At 73.6% G+C, this 16,707-nt stretch carries 18 protein-coding genes; 7 read left to right on the top strand and 11 right to left on the bottom strand.

The annotated features are described in order from the left end of the window. Positions 1-16: 16 nt before the first annotated feature. Positions 17-1,105: an FAD-dependent oxidoreductase gene (locus AC6JBM_RS12080; RefSeq protein WP_497983688.1), complete on the top strand. Its 1,089-nt coding sequence runs from the start codon at positions 17-19 to the stop codon at positions 1,103-1,105. A 13-nt stretch (positions 1,106-1,118) separates the two neighbouring features. Here AC6JBM_RS12080 and AC6JBM_RS12075 read toward each other — a convergent pair whose 3' ends face one another. From AC6JBM_RS12075 to AC6JBM_RS12065, 3 genes are all read right to left on the bottom strand, one after another. Then, a complete protein-coding gene (locus AC6JBM_RS12075) occupies positions 1,119-3,680 on the bottom strand; it encodes an FAD/NAD(P)-binding protein (RefSeq protein WP_497983687.1) in 2,562 nt (853 codons plus the stop codon). 94 nt (positions 3,681-3,774) lie between these two features. Further along, entirely contained in the window at positions 3,775-4,407 is a 633-nt protein-coding gene (locus AC6JBM_RS12070; RefSeq protein WP_497983686.1) for a trimeric intracellular cation channel family protein, read from the bottom strand. Between the two features lie 68 nt (positions 4,408-4,475). Next, entirely contained in the window at positions 4,476-5,366 is an 891-nt protein-coding gene (locus tag AC6JBM_RS12065) for an AraC family transcriptional regulator (RefSeq protein WP_497983685.1), read from the bottom strand. Between the two features lie 139 nt (positions 5,367-5,505). On the opposite strand from AC6JBM_RS12065, the gene AC6JBM_RS12060 reads away from it, so the two are divergent. Continuing rightward, positions 5,506-6,084, top strand: a complete 579-nt coding sequence (locus AC6JBM_RS12060) for a hypothetical protein (RefSeq protein WP_497983684.1) — start codon at positions 5,506-5,508, stop codon at positions 6,082-6,084. Between the two features lie 285 nt (positions 6,085-6,369). On the opposite strand, the gene AC6JBM_RS12055 is transcribed toward AC6JBM_RS12060, so the two are convergent. After that, the gene (locus AC6JBM_RS12055) at positions 6,370-6,810 is read right to left on the bottom strand and encodes a hypothetical protein (protein WP_497983683.1); all 441 of its coding nucleotides are present in this window, start codon (positions 6,808-6,810) and stop codon (positions 6,370-6,372) included. 628 nt (positions 6,811-7,438) lie between these two features. On the opposite strand from AC6JBM_RS12055, the gene AC6JBM_RS12050 reads away from it, so the two are divergent. Continuing rightward, the gene (locus tag AC6JBM_RS12050) at positions 7,439-7,990 is read left to right on the top strand and encodes a hypothetical protein (protein ID WP_497983682.1); all 552 of its coding nucleotides are present in this window, start codon (positions 7,439-7,441) and stop codon (positions 7,988-7,990) included. 8 nt (positions 7,991-7,998) lie between these two features. Here the strand turns inward: AC6JBM_RS12050 and AC6JBM_RS12045 are convergent, their stop codons facing one another. The 3 genes from AC6JBM_RS12045 to AC6JBM_RS12035 all read right to left on the bottom strand — a co-directional run bounded on the left by AC6JBM_RS12045 (position 7,999) and on the right by AC6JBM_RS12035 (position 9,865). Beyond that, on the bottom strand, positions 7,999-9,153 hold the full coding sequence (locus tag AC6JBM_RS12045; RefSeq protein ID WP_497983681.1) for a hypothetical protein: 1,155 nt from the start codon (positions 9,151-9,153) through the stop codon (positions 7,999-8,001). Beyond that, the gene (locus AC6JBM_RS12040; protein WP_497983680.1) at positions 9,138-9,299 is read right to left on the bottom strand and encodes a hypothetical protein; all 162 of its coding nucleotides are present in this window, start codon (positions 9,297-9,299) and stop codon (positions 9,138-9,140) included. The genes AC6JBM_RS12045 and AC6JBM_RS12040 overlap by 16 nt, the downstream gene beginning before the upstream one ends. A 77-nt stretch (positions 9,300-9,376) precedes the next feature. Then, positions 9,377-9,865 (bottom strand): VOC family protein, encoded by a 489-nt coding sequence (locus AC6JBM_RS12035; protein WP_497983679.1) that lies wholly within the window; start codon positions 9,863-9,865, stop codon positions 9,377-9,379. Positions 9,866-9,940: 75 nt separating this feature from the next. Between AC6JBM_RS12035 and AC6JBM_RS12030 the strand changes: the two genes are divergently transcribed. The 3 genes from AC6JBM_RS12030 to soxR are packed head-to-tail and all read left to right on the top strand — an operon-like array spanning position 9,941 to position 12,324. After that, positions 9,941-10,528, top strand: a complete 588-nt coding sequence (locus AC6JBM_RS12030) for a TetR/AcrR family transcriptional regulator (RefSeq protein WP_497983678.1) — start codon at positions 9,941-9,943, stop codon at positions 10,526-10,528. Positions 10,529-10,552: 24 nt separating this feature from the next. Then, entirely contained in the window at positions 10,553-11,824 is a 1,272-nt protein-coding gene (locus tag AC6JBM_RS12025) for a glycosyltransferase (protein ID WP_497983677.1), read from the top strand. Between the two features lie 17 nt (positions 11,825-11,841). Next, a complete protein-coding gene (gene soxR / locus AC6JBM_RS12020; protein ID WP_497983676.1) occupies positions 11,842-12,324 on the top strand; it encodes a redox-sensitive transcriptional activator SoxR in 483 nt (160 codons plus the stop codon). A gap of 2 nt (positions 12,325-12,326) precedes the next feature. Here the strand turns inward: soxR and fdxA are convergent, their stop codons facing one another. Then, entirely contained in the window at positions 12,327-12,659 is a 333-nt protein-coding gene (fdxA, locus tag AC6JBM_RS12015) for a ferredoxin (RefSeq protein ID WP_497983675.1), read from the bottom strand. Between the two features lie 66 nt (positions 12,660-12,725). Between fdxA and AC6JBM_RS12010 the strand changes: the two genes are divergently transcribed. After that, positions 12,726-13,073, top strand: coding sequence for a hypothetical protein (locus AC6JBM_RS12010; RefSeq protein ID WP_497983674.1), 348 nt, complete (start codon positions 12,726-12,728; stop codon positions 13,071-13,073). Positions 13,074-13,083: 10 nt separating this feature from the next. On the opposite strand, the gene AC6JBM_RS12005 is transcribed toward AC6JBM_RS12010, so the two are convergent. From AC6JBM_RS12005 to AC6JBM_RS11995, 3 genes are read right to left on the bottom strand one after another with little or no spacing between them, the layout of a single operon-like run. Next, positions 13,084-14,109 carry an ABC transporter ATP-binding protein gene (locus tag AC6JBM_RS12005; RefSeq protein ID WP_497983673.1) on the bottom strand — a complete coding sequence of 342 codons (1,026 nt, stop codon included), beginning with the start codon at positions 14,107-14,109 and terminating at the stop codon, positions 13,084-13,086. Continuing rightward, positions 14,106-15,620: an ABC transporter permease gene (locus AC6JBM_RS12000; protein ID WP_497983672.1), complete on the bottom strand. Its 1,515-nt coding sequence runs from the start codon at positions 15,618-15,620 to the stop codon at positions 14,106-14,108. The genes AC6JBM_RS12005 and AC6JBM_RS12000 overlap by 4 nt, the downstream gene beginning before the upstream one ends. Before the next feature lie 7 nt (positions 15,621-15,627). Continuing rightward, entirely contained in the window at positions 15,628-16,686 is a 1,059-nt protein-coding gene (locus tag AC6JBM_RS11995; RefSeq protein ID WP_497983671.1) for an iron ABC transporter substrate-binding protein, read from the bottom strand. Positions 16,687-16,707 lie beyond the last annotated feature (21 nt).

Below are 16,707 nucleotides of genomic sequence, written 5' to 3'. Positions count from 1 at the left end.
CCTCTACCGTGGCCGGATGAACTCGTACGACGTCGTGGTGGTGGGCGGCGGGGCGATGGGCTCGGCGGCCGCGTGGCAGCTGGCCCGCCGGGGCGCCGGCGTGGTGCTGCTGGAGCAGTACGCGGCCGGGCACGCCAACGGCGCGTCGCACGGCGCATCCCGCATCTTCCGGCTGTCGTACCCGGATGCGGTGTACGTCGCGCTCGCCCATGAGGCGCTGGGGCTGTGGCGGGAGCTCGAGGACGCCACCGGCGCACGCCTGCTGACCATCACCGGCGGCGTCGACCAGGGCACACCGCCGGAGCTGGCCGCCGGGTACGCCGCCGCGCGCGTCCCGCACGAGTCGCTGGAGCCCCGGGCGGCCGCCGAGCGCTGGCCCGGCATCCGGTTCGAGTCACGTGCGCTGTACTTCCCGGACAGCGGCCGCCTGCACGCCGACCGCGCGGTCGCGGCGCTCCAGGACGATGCGGCCGCGCTCGGCGCCGTCGTGCGGCACTCGGCGAGGGTGACCGCGATCGAGGTCCTCGGCGAGGACAAGGTGCTCGTGCACACCGAGGGCGAGACGTACTCCGCCCGCCGGGTCGTGGCCGCGGTGAGCGCCTGGGCCGCCAAGCTCGTCGGCGGGCTGGTCCCGCTGCCGCCGCTGCGCGTGACGCAGGAGCAGCCCGCCCACTTCGCCGCCCGCGTCCCCGAGGCGGACTGGCCGAGCTTCGGCCACCGCTTCGCCGTGCCCGGGCGCTTCTACGGCGGCATCTACGGACTGGCCACGCCGGGCGAGGGGATCAAGGTCGGCTTCCACGGCGTCGGGCCCGAGGTCGACCCGGACCGCCGTGACTTCACGCCGGAGCCGGGGCAGCTGGCGGCGCTGCGGGAGTACGCCCGCCAGTGGCTGCCCGGCGTCGACCCCGACGTGTTCGCGCCCATCAGCTGCACCTACACCACGACGCCCGACTCGGACTTCGTCCTGGACCGCCACGGCCCGGTCGTCGTCGCGACCGGCTTCTCCGGGCACGGCTTCAAGTTCACGCCCGCGATCGGCCGGGTCCTGGCCGACCTCGCCCTGGACGGCCCGCGCCCGGACCGCCGCTTCGCCTCGACCCGCTGACCGGAGCTGCCGTTCACGGTGCTGCGGAGCCCCTCGACCTCCTCAGCCCGAGCTTGTCGCGGGCCGACAGGGCGCTGAGCAGCGTGTCGTCGATGATCTCGCGCTGGGCGTCGCTGCCCCCGAGCCGCACCCACTCGCCCGTGCGGCGGGAGATCAGCTCGACGGTCAGCGCGTAGTCCCCGCCCAGGTAGGCGATCAGCGCGCGCACGAGCACCGCGACGAGATCGAAGGCCGGCTCGGTGCGGGCGGTGGCGTACCGGCGCAGGTCCGCCAGTCCGTCGAGGTCACCGGCGGCGGCCAGCGCGAGGGCGGCGTGCCAGGCGATGAACGCGGTCCGGGGCTCGCGCAGCAGCCCGTCGGGCACCGCGCCGAGCACCGCCTCGATCGGCACCGGCGAAGGCGGGGCGCCGAGCACCTGGCACCGCCACAGCAGCGACGCGGAGTCGACGAGCGCCCGCACGCCGCTGACCGCCCGCGGCGACAGCGGTCCCCGCAGGCGGGCCGCCACCTCGCTCCAGCGCTCGAGGGCCACCTCGTGCAGTGCCGCGTGCCAGGAGTAGTGCGCGCCCTGGAACGCGTCGCGGCCCGGGCCCGCGATCCAGCCGTCGAGCCACTCGAGGCCGGCGCGGTGCTCGCCGGTCTCGTAGTACACGTGGCTGCGGGCGTGCGCGGCGTGGCCCCCGGCCGGGTCGGCGGCGAGCGCCTGGTCGGCGAGGTCGGCGCTCTGGGCCCACCGGTGCTGCTCCTGCCGTACGAACGCGAGGAGGCCGAGGTACCACCAGTCCTCGCCGTACACCGGAGCCAGCCGCTCGACGATGGCCCAGGCGTGCTGCGGCACCTGGGTGGCGCCGCCGAACGCGATCGTCGGGACGCACGCGTTGACGACGAGGGCGTCGCGGGGGAACTCGTCGATGTGCGCGAGTAGCCCGGCCGGGTCGCCGGCCCGGACGCGGGCGGCGACGGCCCGCAGCAGGCTGCCGGTGCGGGCGTCGGTGCGCGCCCGGGCCGCCCGTTCGGCCTCGGCCAGGGCGGCGCCGGCGTCGGCGCCGATGACCCCCTCGACGGCGAGCAGTGCCCGGACGGTGTGCGCGAGCGCGAACGACGGGTCCTCCGCCGTCGCCGCGACCAGGGCCTCCTCCGCGCCCCGCTGGACGCGCAGCACCCGCCGCACGGCGTCGTCGAAGTGCTCGGCGGCCCGCGCGGTGGCGAGGACCGGCAGCCCGTACTGGTCGCGGCGGACCCGGCGGGCGGGGGCGCGGCGCGGTGACGGGGTGTCGCCCAGCCGCTCGGCGAGGGCGAGCGCCTGGGCCCGGATCTCCGGCACCGCGGTGGTCTCCAGCAGCTGACCCCGGCGCGTGCTGCCGAGGGTCCACAGGCCCGGGACCCGGTTGCCGTAGGCGTCGCGCAGCTGCCCGTCGTCGGTGGTCGCCCAGCCCATCCCGAGGGTGCCGCTGGTGACGTACCCCTCGGCGAACAGCTGCTGGATGAGCGGGTTCGTCGAGCCGGCGAGGTCGGGGTCGGGGCCGGTGGTGTTGACGACCCAGGTGCCGGGGTCGGCGCTGGCGATGGCGACCGACGGGTGCTCGGTCGTGATCGCGAGCCGGCCCTCGGCCCGCAGCGCGGCGATCGCGTCGGCGACGTCGGGCGCCATGCGGTGCCGGGCGTTGTCCCAGCGGCGCAGGTCCCGGCGCAGGAACTCGCGCCGCTCGGCCACGGGCAGCCCGGCCCAGATCGCCTGGGTGTGGGGGCGCATGCCGTCGATCGCGGGGCGCCAGTCGCCGCTGGCCGCGACCGACTCGCGGACGCGGCGGTGCATCAGCCGCCGCAGCTGCTTGACGGTGGCGGGGAACTCGGTCTCCACCAGCGGCATCGGCAGGCGGACCTCGCGCGTGTGCGCGAAGGGCAGCAGGCCGTTGCGGGACGTCGCGGTGATCGGGCGCCGGGTCAGGGCCGAGAGCGACACGGCGACGTCGACCGCGGTCAGCCCGGTGCCGACGATGAGGACGGGGTCGTCGGGGCCGACGCCGTCGAGCGCGCCGGGCCGCCACGGGTCGGCGACGAAGCGGGGCTGCACGCGCAGGCGGCGCGGTACCCACGCCTGGGCCGGCGGCTCGATGCCGATGGCGAGCACGACCTCGGTCGCGACCACCGGGGCGGCCCCGTCGATGGTGATCGTCCACCCGTCGGGATGGCGGTGCACGCCGGTGGCCCCGCCGCGGATCAGGCGCACGTCCGCGTGGTCACCGGCGGCCGCCTCGGCGGTGAGCGCGGCGAGGTAGGCGCCGAACGCGGCGCGGGGCGCGAAGTCGTCGCCGGTCAGGCCGTCCCACCCGTTGGCGGCGAGCCAGCGGGTGAAGTGGCCGGGCTCGCCGGGCCACGCACTCATCGCCGAGGCCCGGACGTTGAGCAGGTGGGCCGGGTCCTGCGTGCGGTAGGCGGTGCCGCTGCCGAAGTCCCCCGGGCCGCGGTCGATCAGCGCGACCCGGAGCCGGGCGGCCGCGAGCCGCGAGAGGTGCGCGAGGACCAGCGCGCCCGCCGCTCCCCCGCCGACGATCGCCACGTCGACATCACTCACGGTGCTACCCACCCTCGACCCATGGCCCATTTTCCATATCGGCTTAGTATCCTATTACCCCTACCCGATCTTCAACGCTACCGCCACGCCGTCGCTAGGCGCGCCGGCGCGTCCATGCGCGCGGGGCGCGCCAGTGCCGGACCATGGCCACGACGCGGAAGCCGAACACGAAGACCGCGGCGGCGGGGGCGGCGACGGTCAGCGGCCAGTGCAGCTTGTACGCGACGGTGACCGCGGCCGCGCCGACCATCGCCGGGATCGAGTACAGGTCCGTGTCGTACTTGACCACGGCCGGCGTCTCGCGCGCGATGACGTCGCGCAGCAGCCCGCCGCCGACGCCGGTCGTGACGCCCAGGACCGCGGACTGCACCGGGCCGAGGCCGTGGGCGAGCGCCTTGAGGGTGCCGGTGACGCAGAACAGTCCCAGCCCGGCCGCGTCGAACAGGAGCACCCCGAAGTTGAGCCGCTCGACGACCGGGTGGGCGAAGAACGCGACGGTCGCGGCGGCGAGGGGGATGAGGAGGTACCAGGCGTTGCGGAACGCGCCGGGCGGGGTGTCGCCGATGACGAGGTCGCGCACCACCCCGCCGCCGAGCGCGGTGACCTCGGCCAGGATGAGAATGCCGACGGCGTCGAAGCCCTTCTGGATCGCGACCAGCGCACCCGAGATCGCGAACACGAAGATGCCGGCGAACTCGAGAACGCCCAGCGCGGTGTGACTCGACATCGGACCAGTGTCGCGCGGCGCCCGCCGGCACACGGGCGCCGCGCCAGCACTGTGTTACAGGCCGCCGGCTATCGCACGGGGCCAGCCCCGCTCGCCGGTTCGACCGGCAGCCACAGTTCGCATGTCGCGGTGCTGAAGTCCGCCGCGCGCTCGAGGACCGCGACGATCGACGGGCCCGGCCGCAGACGCCACGGGTTGGAGGGGAACCACTCGGTTGCGGTCGCGGCCCAGGTCTCCTGCAGAGCCCGCGGGTAGGGCCCGGCGGTGCGGAAGACCGCCCACCGGCCGGCCGGCACCTCGATGGCGTGGAGGTCGTCAGGGGCCGGCGTGTCCCGGGAGACAGCGACCCCGTGCAGGTAGGTGAGTGGACTGCCCTCCGTGGCGTCGGGGTCGAGGTCGTCGCTGACCTGCAGCAGGCCCGCCGGCTCGGTGTCGCTGAGGGCCTTCAGCCGGACGTGCTCCTCCTGCGGCAGTGCGGTGACGAGGTGCTGGATGTGCGGGTTGACGCCCTGGTGGATCAGCGGAACCCGGGCCGCGTGTCCGACGAGCCGGAACGCGGGCCGGTCGACGATGCGGGTGTCCATGGGGATGCTCCCTTCGACGGTCAGGCGGAACCTGATCTGTGGTTGTGTGCGAAGAGGGCCTCCGTCACGGCGTACGTCACCAGGACCGGCGCCGTGGACCGCGCGGAACGCACGCCCGAACGCCTCGGTCGAGCCGTATCCGTGACGGACCGCGATGCTCAGCAGATCGTCCTCACCCCGCACGACGGCCGCAGCCGCAACGGTCATGCGGCGCCGGCGCACGTACTCCGACAACGGCATGCCGGCCAACGACGAGAACATCCGGCGCAGGTGGTACTCGGTCGTGCCGAACGCCCTGGCCAGTCCGCTGACGTCGAGCTCCTCCGCGAGATGCTCCTCGACGAGGTCGACGAGCCGGTTGAGTGCCGAGATCACGAGGCCCTCCTTTCACCGTCAACCCTGGCCGAACGCACCCCGCCCGCGCCCGACTGCTGTGGCCCGATCCGATCATGTGCATCGGTAGGCCTGAGACACGGTAGTGTGCGCCGGTGGACTGGGACGCCTTCGAGACGGCATGGCACGACTGAGCCCGATGTGGCGATACAGCTACGTCGGGCCGCCTGAGCTACGCGCCCAGGCGGCGACCGCGGACGCCGTCACCGCCGATACGGCCGCGGCCCTCGGGCAGTGGCTCACCGGTCGCGATCGCGGCGAGCTCGCCGAGCCCTTCACCTTCGTCGTGACACTCGACGGCACACTCCGGCTGGCACCCCGACGCTCCGAACACGTCGCGCTGGCGGCCGGGCACGATGTCCTCGCGGCCGGCGAGATCGCGTTCGCGCCCGCCGGCTCCGGCTGGCACGTCGTCGAGGTCACCAACCAGTCGACCGGATACTGTCCCGACCCGGACTCGTGGCCGGCCGTCGGCGAGGCCCTGGACCGCATCGGCGTGCGACATCCAGGCGACTTCACCGACAAGGTCACGTTTCGACGGTGCCCGTCCTGCGGCGAGCGCAACATCGTGCGGGATGACGACTTCACCTGCGCCCAGTGCGACGGCGCCCTGCCTTCGCACTGGAACTTCGCGCGGCGGCGAGCCGCATCACCGACGCGATCGGCACCCACACCGACGACGAAGCCGTATGGGGGCTGATCGACGTTTCTCGACCTCGTCGCATCATCGATGTTCGGCGGCGGCCTCACGAAGGAAGAGCTCCGCATCGAGGCCGCACGGCTGCTGGAGACCTACCCCGAGCCCTGATGCGTGTCAGCACCGACCCCGTCTCCGAATCAGCGAGCGGCGAGCTCGTGGACCTGACCGGCGGGTAACTCCGGCAGAGCACGCAGTCGGTACCCGGCGCCGGGCTCCTCGTCGCCGCCGAGCGCGCGCAATGAGTGACCGATGATCGTCACGGTCCGTCGCCGTGCCGATGTGCGGTCAGCCGACCAGTTGTTGGGGAGGGACCGCGGCGGCGATGGTATCCGCCCACTTACGAAACGACACGTAGCGGGATGCGGGCATCAGCCAGGCCGTCGCTTCCAAGACGTCCACATGACCGTACCCGGCCCATTCCCAGGACAAGAAGGTCATGGCTGTCATCCGAAGCCGGACGCGGTGCCGAATAGCGCGAATGTCCTGGTTGGTGAGGCCGTACGAGCGCAGCCGTTCTTCGCATCCGGTACGGGTTACCTCGTCGTACTCATTGTCGAGAAACGGTTCCAGCAGGTAGGACCAGATGTCAGGCCTGTGCATGACGGTGACCCCGGCCGTTGCGAGGCCGGCCGCCAACGCCGCTCGGTGTTCGTGGTGGATGAAGATCGTGCGCCCATCGGTGAGCCGCAACTCTGGTGGTTTGGCGTACGGTTCCGCGTTGTCCACGGCCGACCAGGGCACGAATCTCCCGGAGTAGTGCCATTCCGGTGCACGCCGGGGCCATCCGAACGTGACGCCGCTCGTATTGACGTGGACCACGGTCGCGACCGGACCCCGATACCTCACACCAACCAGCTTTACACCGTCGTGCGCAGCGGTCACCGCTGTAGCTCGAAGTGTGATCCGATAGGCAACATCAATACCCTGCAGCTTCCGGTGAACGAGCGTCGTGACTACCGGAAGAGCAGATCCGGTCCACAGCCGACCGAGTCGATGGCCGGCGGCCTCCCCGCACTGACCCGTGGCGGGATGGTCTCGTGTCAGTTCAAGGTGGGCAGCGGGCTGAACGGGCTCCCGGGCACGCCGGTGAGGCACTGCCCGGTGACCGGCCCGGCGGACACCGCCGTGGAAGGCGCCGCGGACGACGTCGGTCCGGCCGTCGCGCCAGGACGGCACGCGGCCAGTCCAAGCACGGGCACGGCCACGCCCAGGGCCGCCGGCCTCCCCATGATCTTGACCAACGGACGCCGGGCCGGGCCCAAGCCCGCAACGCCATATGCGGTCGCTGCCGGCAACCCCGGTTGCGGCGGTGGCCGCCCACATCGGCCGACCGATGAGGCGGTAGCGTGCGCCGGTGGATTGGGACGCGTTCGAGACGGCATGGCACGACATCGGATGCCGCACCCTGACCGGCCTGGCCGCGGCGCATCCGGGCGAGCCGATCTACGCCGCGGCCTTCCATCTCTTCTACAGCGACGGCAGCAAAATCCTCCCGCCGGCCCTGGCCGCCAACACCGAGGCGGCGGTGAACCAGCTGCACGGGTACTCGACGCGGTTCGCCCCGCCGGAGTGGCGATGGGACGTCCTGGACGCCGCGAGCGATGCGATGCGGCCGTGGTACCAGCGCATCACCGAGGAATTCTTCCCGCCCGCCGGCAACGAGGCTGAAAACGACGCGGCGTTGGACGCGCACGACGCCGCCATGGCGCGAGTCTGCAAGGCGATGACCGCGACCGCTCGCCAGGGCCGCATCCACAGCTCGCTCCCGCCCGGCTTCCTCGTCCTCATCCTCGAGGGTCAGCGGGGCGATGAGGAGGCCGACCTGATCCGCGCGAGCGTCGAGCCCCAGGTGCTCGCGACCGTCCCCGAACTGGCCGACTACCTGCGCGAGATCGAGGCGGCGTGACCGGACGGTCATCTGTCCTGGGATGACCGGAAGGCGGGGAACGTCGCCGGCGGCGGGGTTGTGGCGTCCTGCCAGCGGGCGGTCATCGCCGAGGCCAGCCGGGCGAACCAGTCCGCCATCGCCGGCAGCGTCGCGGCCCGCTCGGCGAGCCGGGTGAACACCCCGATCTGTTGCACAAGCTGCGCTCGACGACGCCGGCGGGTGTGCGCGGGCTGTCCGGCGCCGGCCAGCAGCGGCAGCCGCTGTACTCGAACAGCGAGGGCCGCCGCGGCGCCGACCACGAGCGCCTGGTCGAGGCGGCCGAGTACGTCACCGGGCAGTTCGCGACGATAGGCGCGATCGGCCTCGGCCACCACGCTGTCCGGCAGCGTCGCCCAGTGGGTGCTGTAGGTGGGGAACGGGAAGTGCAGGAACGACGCGTCGAAGCCGAGGTGCCCGAAGATCGCGCCTTCGAAGTCCACGATCCGCACGCCGCGCGGCGTCACCAATGCGTTGCCGGGATTGAGGTCGGTGTGCGTCAGGGCCGCGAACGGGCCGGCGTCGGCGATCCGATCCTGGACGAACGCGGCGTCGCCGGCCGCGGAGCGCGCGTCCGGCAGGCCCAGCTCGGCGCACGCGACCTCCACGTCCTGCCACCTGTCCGCACCGGGCCAGGGCAGTCCAGGGCCGGCATCCGCCTCCGGCGCGCCGAGATCGGCCAGCGCCTGCCGGTACCGCTCACCCGCGGCGCGAGTGCCGGCGTGCAGCCGCCCGACGGCCGTGCCGAACTCCACGACGGCTCGCGTGGCGGCGTCCGCATCCGCGCCGAGGAGGACGGCTTCCAGTGTCGGCCAGTCCCCCAGATCGGTGGTAACCACGACACCCGGCACCTGGTCGGCGGCGATCAGCCGCGCGGTGACCCCGGTGGGCGCGGCCGTCCGCAACGCTGCCTCCTCGCGTCGCAGGTGGGCGGGGCCGCCGTGACCGGCCCCGTCCACCCGGCGGGTCTTGACCACCACGGTCCGGCCGATGCCAGGCAGGTCGCGGTCGAACGTCAGCCGCGTCACCGGAGCCCAGTCGTGCCCGAGTGACTCCTCCGCCACCAGCGAGACTGACCCGCCAGGCACGGGGCGCAACAGCGCGAGGACCGTGTCGCGCCGGCACGCGGTCAGGGAGTAGCCCACGACTGCTCCAGCAGCGCGACGCCCTCAGGGTGCCGCAGGACGCGCGAGGCGGTGGCCTGCTGCTCGGCCGTCCACGGTGTCGTGCCGGTGGCCGCCTGGGCGGCAATGTGCAGCGACCCCTCCCGCAGCACGTCCATGCCCCGCACCCAACGACTATAGATCGCATGTGACGGGCGATCCGCCGAGATCGGCGCGCGTCGTAGTACCAACGGACCTCCAAGGCCTATGTCAGGGACTTCATCGCCTTGTCCAGCGTGCCGAAGATGACGTCCGAGCCGCCGGCCCAGTGTGGTACCGGATCGGGCTGGCCCGGGGCCGGCGCCCACAGCCACCAGATGTTCGCCCACGGGTCGAGCATCCGGCCGAGCGTCGACTCGCCGTAGAACGGGGTCGGCTCGGTGACGACGGTGGCGTCGTGCGCGACGGCCCGCCGCAGCACCGTGGCGACGTCGCGCACCCACACCTGCAGCAGGCCGGGGCGCGACGGCCAGCCCTCGAGCCGGTCGGCGACCATCAGATCGACGGTGCCGAGGCGAAGCTGGGCGTGGATCAGCTTGCCGTCGGGCATGGGGGTTCTCGCCTCGGCGGCCTCCTCGACGCCGAAGACGTCGGACACGAAGCCGACGAAACCGGCCGCGTCGTCCACGATCACGAAGGGGTTGAGCACGGCGCCGGCGGTCGGGACCGACTGCGGCGGTAGCAGGATCTCCATACGGGCAAGTCTCCCGGCGGATCCGGTCAGGTTCTGGCCGCCGCGGGCCGCGAATTTCGTGTTAACCTCGTTGACATGAATTCGCGCGCGTACCGGATGGGCGCACGGGCCGACGCCGCGCGGCTCACCGGTGAGCGCATCATCCAGGCGCTGGTCTCGCTCTACCTGGAGCAGCCGCTCGACGACATCCGTCTCGGCGACGTCGCCGAGCGGGCCGGGGTCACCGTGCAGACCGTGATCCGGCGCTTCGGCAGCAAGGAAGGCCTGGTCGCCGCCGCGGTCGAGTCGGTCGCCGGGCAGGTCGCCGAGCAGCGCGGCACGGCGCGGCCCGGCGACACCGCCGACGCCGTGCGCGTGCTGGTCGAGCACTACGAGCAGGTCGGCGACCTGTCGCTCAAGCTGCTCGCGGACGAGCCCGCCTCCCCCGCCATCGGGCCGATCGCCGACACCGGACGGCGGGTCCACCGCGACTGGTGCCGGACCGTGTTCGCGCCCACGCTCGCGCGCCTCGACGGCGACGAGCATCGGCGGCGGCTGGCCCAGCTGGTCGCCGTGTGCGACGTGTACGTCTGGAAGCTGCTGCGCCGCGACGCGGGCCTGAGCCGGGAGCAGACCGAGCTCGCCCTGCGCGAACTGCTGAGCCCGCTCACCCAGGAGCCATAAAGGAGCCCGGAAAGGAGCCCTGCCATGGCCACCGTCCTCGCCTACACCTCGCCCGCCAAGGGTCACGTCTTCCCGATGACCGCGATCCTCCTGGAGCTCGCCGCCCGCGGGCACCGCATCGTCGTGCGCACGCTCGCCTCCGAGGTCCCCACCCTGCGCTCCCTCGGGTTCGACGCCGGCCCGGTCGACGAGCGGATCCCCGCCATCCGGGAGCCGTCGCCGCAGCCCCGCGGCACGCTCGCCGCGCTGCGGGCCGGCATCGCCGTGTTCGCCCGGCGGGCGCCGTTCGAGGCGGCCGATCTGCGGGCCGCGATCGAGCGGCATCGGCCCGACGTCGTGCTCGCCGACGTCAACGCCTGGGGCGCGCTCGCCGAGGCCGAGCGCTGGGCCGCCGGGCGGGCCGGGCGGCTGTTCGTGGAGGTGTTCCCGTACACCCCGGCGATTCCGTCGCGGGATGCCCCGCCGTTCGGGCCGGGGCTGCCGCCCGCCGCCGGGCCGCTCGGGCGGCTGCGCGACGCGGTGCTGCGGCCGCTGATCTTCGGCAGCCTGGAGCGGACCGTGCTGCCGCCGCTGAACATCGTGCGCCGCGAGGTCGGGATCGGCCCGGTCGCCGACGCCCGCGAGCTGTTCACCCGGGCCGCGCTCATGGTGGTCACGACGGCCGAGCCGTTCGAGTACCCGCGCAGCGACTGGCCCGAGCAGGCGGTGCTGGTCGGGCCGTGCGAGTGGGAGCCGCCGGCCGCCGAGCCCGGGTGGCTGGCCGCGGTGCGCGAGCCGATCGTGCTGGTCACGACGTCGTCGGAGGCGCAGGACGACGGGCGGCTGATCAGGGTCGCGCTCGAGGCCCTCGCCGACGAGCCGTTCCACGTCGTCGCCACGATGCCGGCCGGCGTCGACGGGACGTACACCTCCCGGGGCGGCCACCACGTCGAGGAGTTCGTCCCGCACTCGGCGGTGCTGGCGCGGGCCGTCGTCGCCGTCACGCACGGCGGCATGGGCGCCACGCAGAAGGCGCTCGCGCGGGGCGTGCCGGTCTGCGCGGTGCCGTTCGGCCGCGACCAGCACGAGGTCGCCCGGCGCGTGGTGAGCGCCGGTGCCGGCTCGATGCTGCGACCGTCACGCCTGAGCCCGCAACGTCTGCGCGCCGCGATTGTTCAAGCCCGCCGTTGTACCGCAGCAGCCCAACGCATCCGAGACGCGTTCTCGGCCGCCGGCGGGGCCGCGGCCGCCGCCGACGCGATCGAGCGGAGGATTCCGGCGTCCGACCACGACGGTCTTGATCTCAACCCCGCTTGAGGTTCTACGGTCCACGGGTGTCAACGGAGCCGATCGCGCACCCGAATGACCTGCTCACCGTCGGGGAGGTCGCCGCCCGTACCGGCGTCGCCCCCTCCGCGCTGCGGTTCTACGAGGCGGAGGGGCTCATCACGGCCGAGCGCACCCGCGGCAACCAGCGGCTGTACCGGCGGCACATGCTGCGTCGCATCGCGATCATCCTGGCGGCCCGGCGGCTCGGCATCTCGCTCGCCGACGTCGCGGAGATCTTCACGACCCTGCCCGCCGACGAGGCGCCGAGCCACCGGGAGTGGGTGCGGGTGTCGCGGCTGTGGAAGCGCGAGCTGGAGGACCGGCGGCGGTACATCATGAACCTCGAACGGCAGCTCACCGCCTGCATCGGCTGCGGCTGCCTCTCGATGCGCCTGTGCGACCTGCTCAATCCCGACGACCGGCTCCGCACGCGCGGCCCGGGACCGGTCCGGCTGCACGAGCCGAGCGGGCGGGACGATCCGGCGTGAGCTCAGGCGGGGCCGGCCCCGTGGACCTGCGGCGGCAGGGCCGCGACGACCGCGTGGTCGGCCGCGACGGCTGCCTTCGAGGCCCCGCCGGGCGAGCCGATCGCCGCGAAGAACTCGGCGTTGACGGCGACGTACCCGCCGAGCCCGGCGGGAAGGTCGTCCTCGAAGTAGATGGCCTCGACCGGGCAGGCCGGCTCGCAGGCGCCGCAGTCGATGCACTCGTCCGGCTGGACGTACAGCATCCGCTCCCCCTCGTAGATGCAGTCGATCGGGCACACGTCGAGGCACGCCTTGTCCATCACATCCACGCACGGCAGCGCGATCACGTAGGTCATGCGGCGGAGACTAGGAGCTCAAGCACACTTGAGCTCAAGCACGATTCCGACGACGGGAGTTCCCCGGTGCCGATGACACTGACCACCGAGCAACTGGGCGATGTGCCGGACATGAGCCCGGCGACGCTGGACGAGGTGCTCGCGCCCGACGCGTTCGGCGCCTTCGCCGCGCTCGGCGCGTCCGAGGAGGAGTTCATCCAGGCCGGCAACGTGTGGGAGGCCGGGCCGGCGTGCGCGGACTTCATCCAGGCGAACGGTTCCGACCCGTGGGTGCTGGAGTACCGCGAGGGCGGCCGGCTGTTCCGGGCCGAGGGGCACGTCACGCTGCGGCAGGTGCGGCAGGCGTTCCAGTCGTACCTGTCCGAGGGGCCGCAGTGGCGCACCGCGCACACCTGGAGCGAGGTCACGCTGTAGGAGCGCCCGGTCACGTCGCGGGATACGCGAGCACGCCACCGGTGACGGCGACGTGCACCGCGGTGCCGATCGCGTGGGTGACGGTACCGTCGGCTCGGGCTTGCATGGTGCTGCCGTCGGGCAGTTCGAGCGTGAGCACCGTGTCGGCGCCGAGGAACTCGGCCGCGCGGACGGTCGCCGGGGTGCCCTCGGGGCCGAGCCGGAGCTGGTCGGGGCGGATGAACACGTGCCCCTCGCCGTCCGGGCGGGGTTCGGCCAGCGGCAGCGGGCCGAGCGCGCATGCGGCCGCGCCCGCGGCGATCTTGGCGGGCAGGGTGGTGCCGGGTCCGAGCAGGCGGGCGGTGGCGAGGTCGGCCGGGCGGGCGTAGACGTCGCGGGCCGGGCCGGTCTGGGTGAACGTGCCGCCGGTCATGACGGCGACCTGGTCGGCCATCGACAGCGCCTCGGCCTGGTCGTGGGTGACGAGCAGGGTCGTCACCCCCTCGGCGCGCAGCGCGTTCGCGACCGCCGTGCGGGTCGCGGCGCGCAGGGCGGTGTCGAGGGAGGAGAAGGGCTCGTCGAGCAGGACCAGGGCGGGCCGGCGGGCCAGGGCCCGGGCGAGGGCCACGCGCTGCTGCTGGCCGCCGGAGAGCTCGTGCGGGTGGCGGCGGGCGAGGGCCGGGTCGAGGCTCACCAGCTCCAGCAGCTCGGTGACCCGCGCCTTGGCGTTCGCGGTGCGGCGGGTGAGGCCGTAGGCGATGTTGGCGTACACCGTCAGATGGGGGAACAACGCGCCCTCCTGGGCGACGTAGCCGATGTCGCGCCGCTCGGGTGGCAGGCCGCGGCGCCCGGCGGTGACCTCGCGGCCGGCGATGGCGACGGTGCCGGCGTCGGGGCGGTCGAAGCCGGCGACGAGCCGCAGCAGGGTCGTCTTGCCGCACCCGGACGGGCCGAGGATGGCCGTGGTGGTGCCCGCGGCGACGTCGAGGGCGGCGCCGGTCAGGACCGGGACCCGGCCGTAGCGCTTGTGCAGGCCGCGGATCGACAGGGCGCTCATGAGGTTCCCTTGGTGGACTGGCGCAGCAGGAGGTACGCGGCCGGCACCGACAGCAGGATCAGGCCGACCGCGTACGGCGCGGCGCGCGGGTAGTCGATCTCGGACGTGGCCGACCAGAACTCGGTCGCGAGGGTGCGGGTGCCGGTCGGGGCGAGCAGGAGCGTCGCGGTCAGCTCGGTGGACACGGCGAGGAACACGAGCGCGGCGGCCGCCAGGATGCCGGGGGCGGTGAGCGGCAGCGTCACGCGCCGGAACGTGCCGAGCGCGGTGCGGCCCAGGGCGCGCGAGGCCTCGTCGAGGGCGGGCGGGGCCTGGCCGATCGCCGAGCGCAGGCTCACCATCGCGCGGGGCAGGAACAGCATGACGTACGCCGCGACCGCGAGGGCCGTCGTCTGGTACAGCGGGCGCGTGTACCGGATCGCCGCGCTGACCAGGGCCAGCCCGACGACGACGCCGGGCACCGCGCTGGCCAGGTAGGTGCTGCGCTCCAGGACGGTGGCCAGGCCGCCGCGGTGCCGGACGGCGAGCCAGGCCAGGGGGAAGCCGGCGGCGACGGCGACCGCGGCCGCGAGCGCGCCGAGCTGGGCGGTGCTCCAGAGGGTCGGCAGCAGCAGGCCGGGCGCCCACGCGTCGGCGGTGGTGAAGGTGAGCCAGTGCCCGACGCTGTACGCGGGCACGCCGATCGCCAGCCCGAGCAGCCCGAGCAGGGCCAGCAGCACCGGCCCGGTCCACGGGCCGAGGCTCGCCCGGACCGCGGGGCGGGGTGCACCGGCGCCGAGGCGGGCGGTGCGGGCCCGGCCGCGGACCAGCACCTCGAGCGTCACGAACGCGAGGCAGCACAGGACGAGGACGGCCGCGAGCACGTTCGCGGCGGTGGAGGCGAAGGTGGACTGGTACTGCGCGATGATCGCGGTCGCGAAAGTCGGATAGCGCAGCTGCTCGATCGCGCCGTACTCGGCGAGCAGGTGCAGCGCGACGAGCAGCGCCCCGCCGAGCAGGGCCGGGCGCAGGCGCGGCAGCACGACCCGGGCGAACACGGCCACGGGCCCCGAGCCGAGGGAGCGGGCGCTCTCCTCGGCCGCGGGGTCCAGGCCGCGCACCGCCGCCGCCACGGGCAGCAGCACGAACGGGTAGTACGACAGCGTCGCCACGAGCGTCGAGCCGGCGAGCCCGTGCAGGCCGGGCCGCACGGTGATCCAGGCGTAGCTGTTGATGAACGCCGGGATCGTCAGCGGGGCCGACAGCAGCGCGAGCCAGGCCGAGCGCCCCGGCAGGGAGGTGCGCTCGACCAGCCACGCCAGCGCGGTCCCGAGCACCACGCAGCCCGCGGTCGCGGTGGCGCACAGCGCCAGGGTGTTGCCCAGCAGCTCGGCGATGAGCGGCCGGAACACCAGCGGCCGGATGCCCGCCCAGCCGACCTGGGCCGTGTAGAACGCGATGTACAGCAGGGGGATCGCCGCGAACACCGCGACCGGGACACAGAGCGCGAGCAGGCGCGGCGACGGCTTCACCACCGGATCAGATGAGCCCGGCCGTCGTCATCAGGTCGACGACGCTCTTGCTGTTGAGCTTGGACGGGTCGACCTTCGGCGCGCCGAGCCCGGCGAGGGGCTTGAGCGCGGCGTTGGAGGCGACGTCCTTGCCGACGGAGTACTCGAAGGAGGTGCCGCTCGCGAGCGCCGTCTGGGCCTCCTTGCCGGTGATGAAGTTCACCAGCGCCTGGGCCTCGGCCGGGTGCTTGCTGGACTTGAGCACGCCGCCGCCGGAGATGCTCACGAACGCGCCCGGGTCGCCGTTGCCGAAGAAGTGCAGCTTGACGTTGGTGCTGTTCTCCTTGGTCTTGGCCTGGTCGCCGTACCAGTAGTAGTGGTAGATGATCGCGGTGGCCGCGGTGCCGGCGTTGACCGCCTTCATCGCCGCGGTGTTGCCGGTGAACGCCTGCCCGTTGGCCTTGAGCGCGGCGAGCCAGGCGCCGGTCGCCTGGGCGCCCTTGAGCTCGAGCATCGCGCTGACGATGGCCTGGAAGTCGGCCCCCTTGGGCGCCGCGCCGTAGCGGTTCTTCCACTTCGGGTCCTGCATGTCCATGATCGACTTCGGCAGGTCCGCCTCGCCGATCAGGGTGGGGTTGTACGCCAGGACGGTCGACCGCGCCGCGATGCCGACCCATTTGCCGGTCGACGGCGCGTACTCGGCCGGCACCTGGGCGAGGGTCGCCGGGTCGATGGGCGCGAACAGGCCCGCGTTCTCGACCAGCGACATCGCCGGGGAGTTCTCGGTGAGGAACACGTCGGCGGGCGAGGCGGCCCCCTCGGCGACGAGCTGGTTGCCCAGCTCCAGGTCGCTGCCCTGGCGGATCTGCACCTTGATGCCGGTCTTGGCGGTGAACGCCTCGACCCAGGCCTTGGCCACGGTGTCGTGCTGGGCGTTGTACAGCGTCAGGGTCACATTGCGGTCCAGCGGTGCGCCCGACGACGGCGCGGCGGCCGGCTCCGCCGCGTCGCTCCCGCAGGCGGCGAGCAGCGTGAGCACCGCGGGCACGGCGAGCAGCGACAGGATGCGGGCACGGTTGATCAGCACAGAGGCGTCCTTCGGTCAGGT

Source organism: Dactylosporangium thailandense, from assembly GCF_059739745.1.
This window is presented reverse-complemented; position numbering and strand designations above follow the sequence as displayed.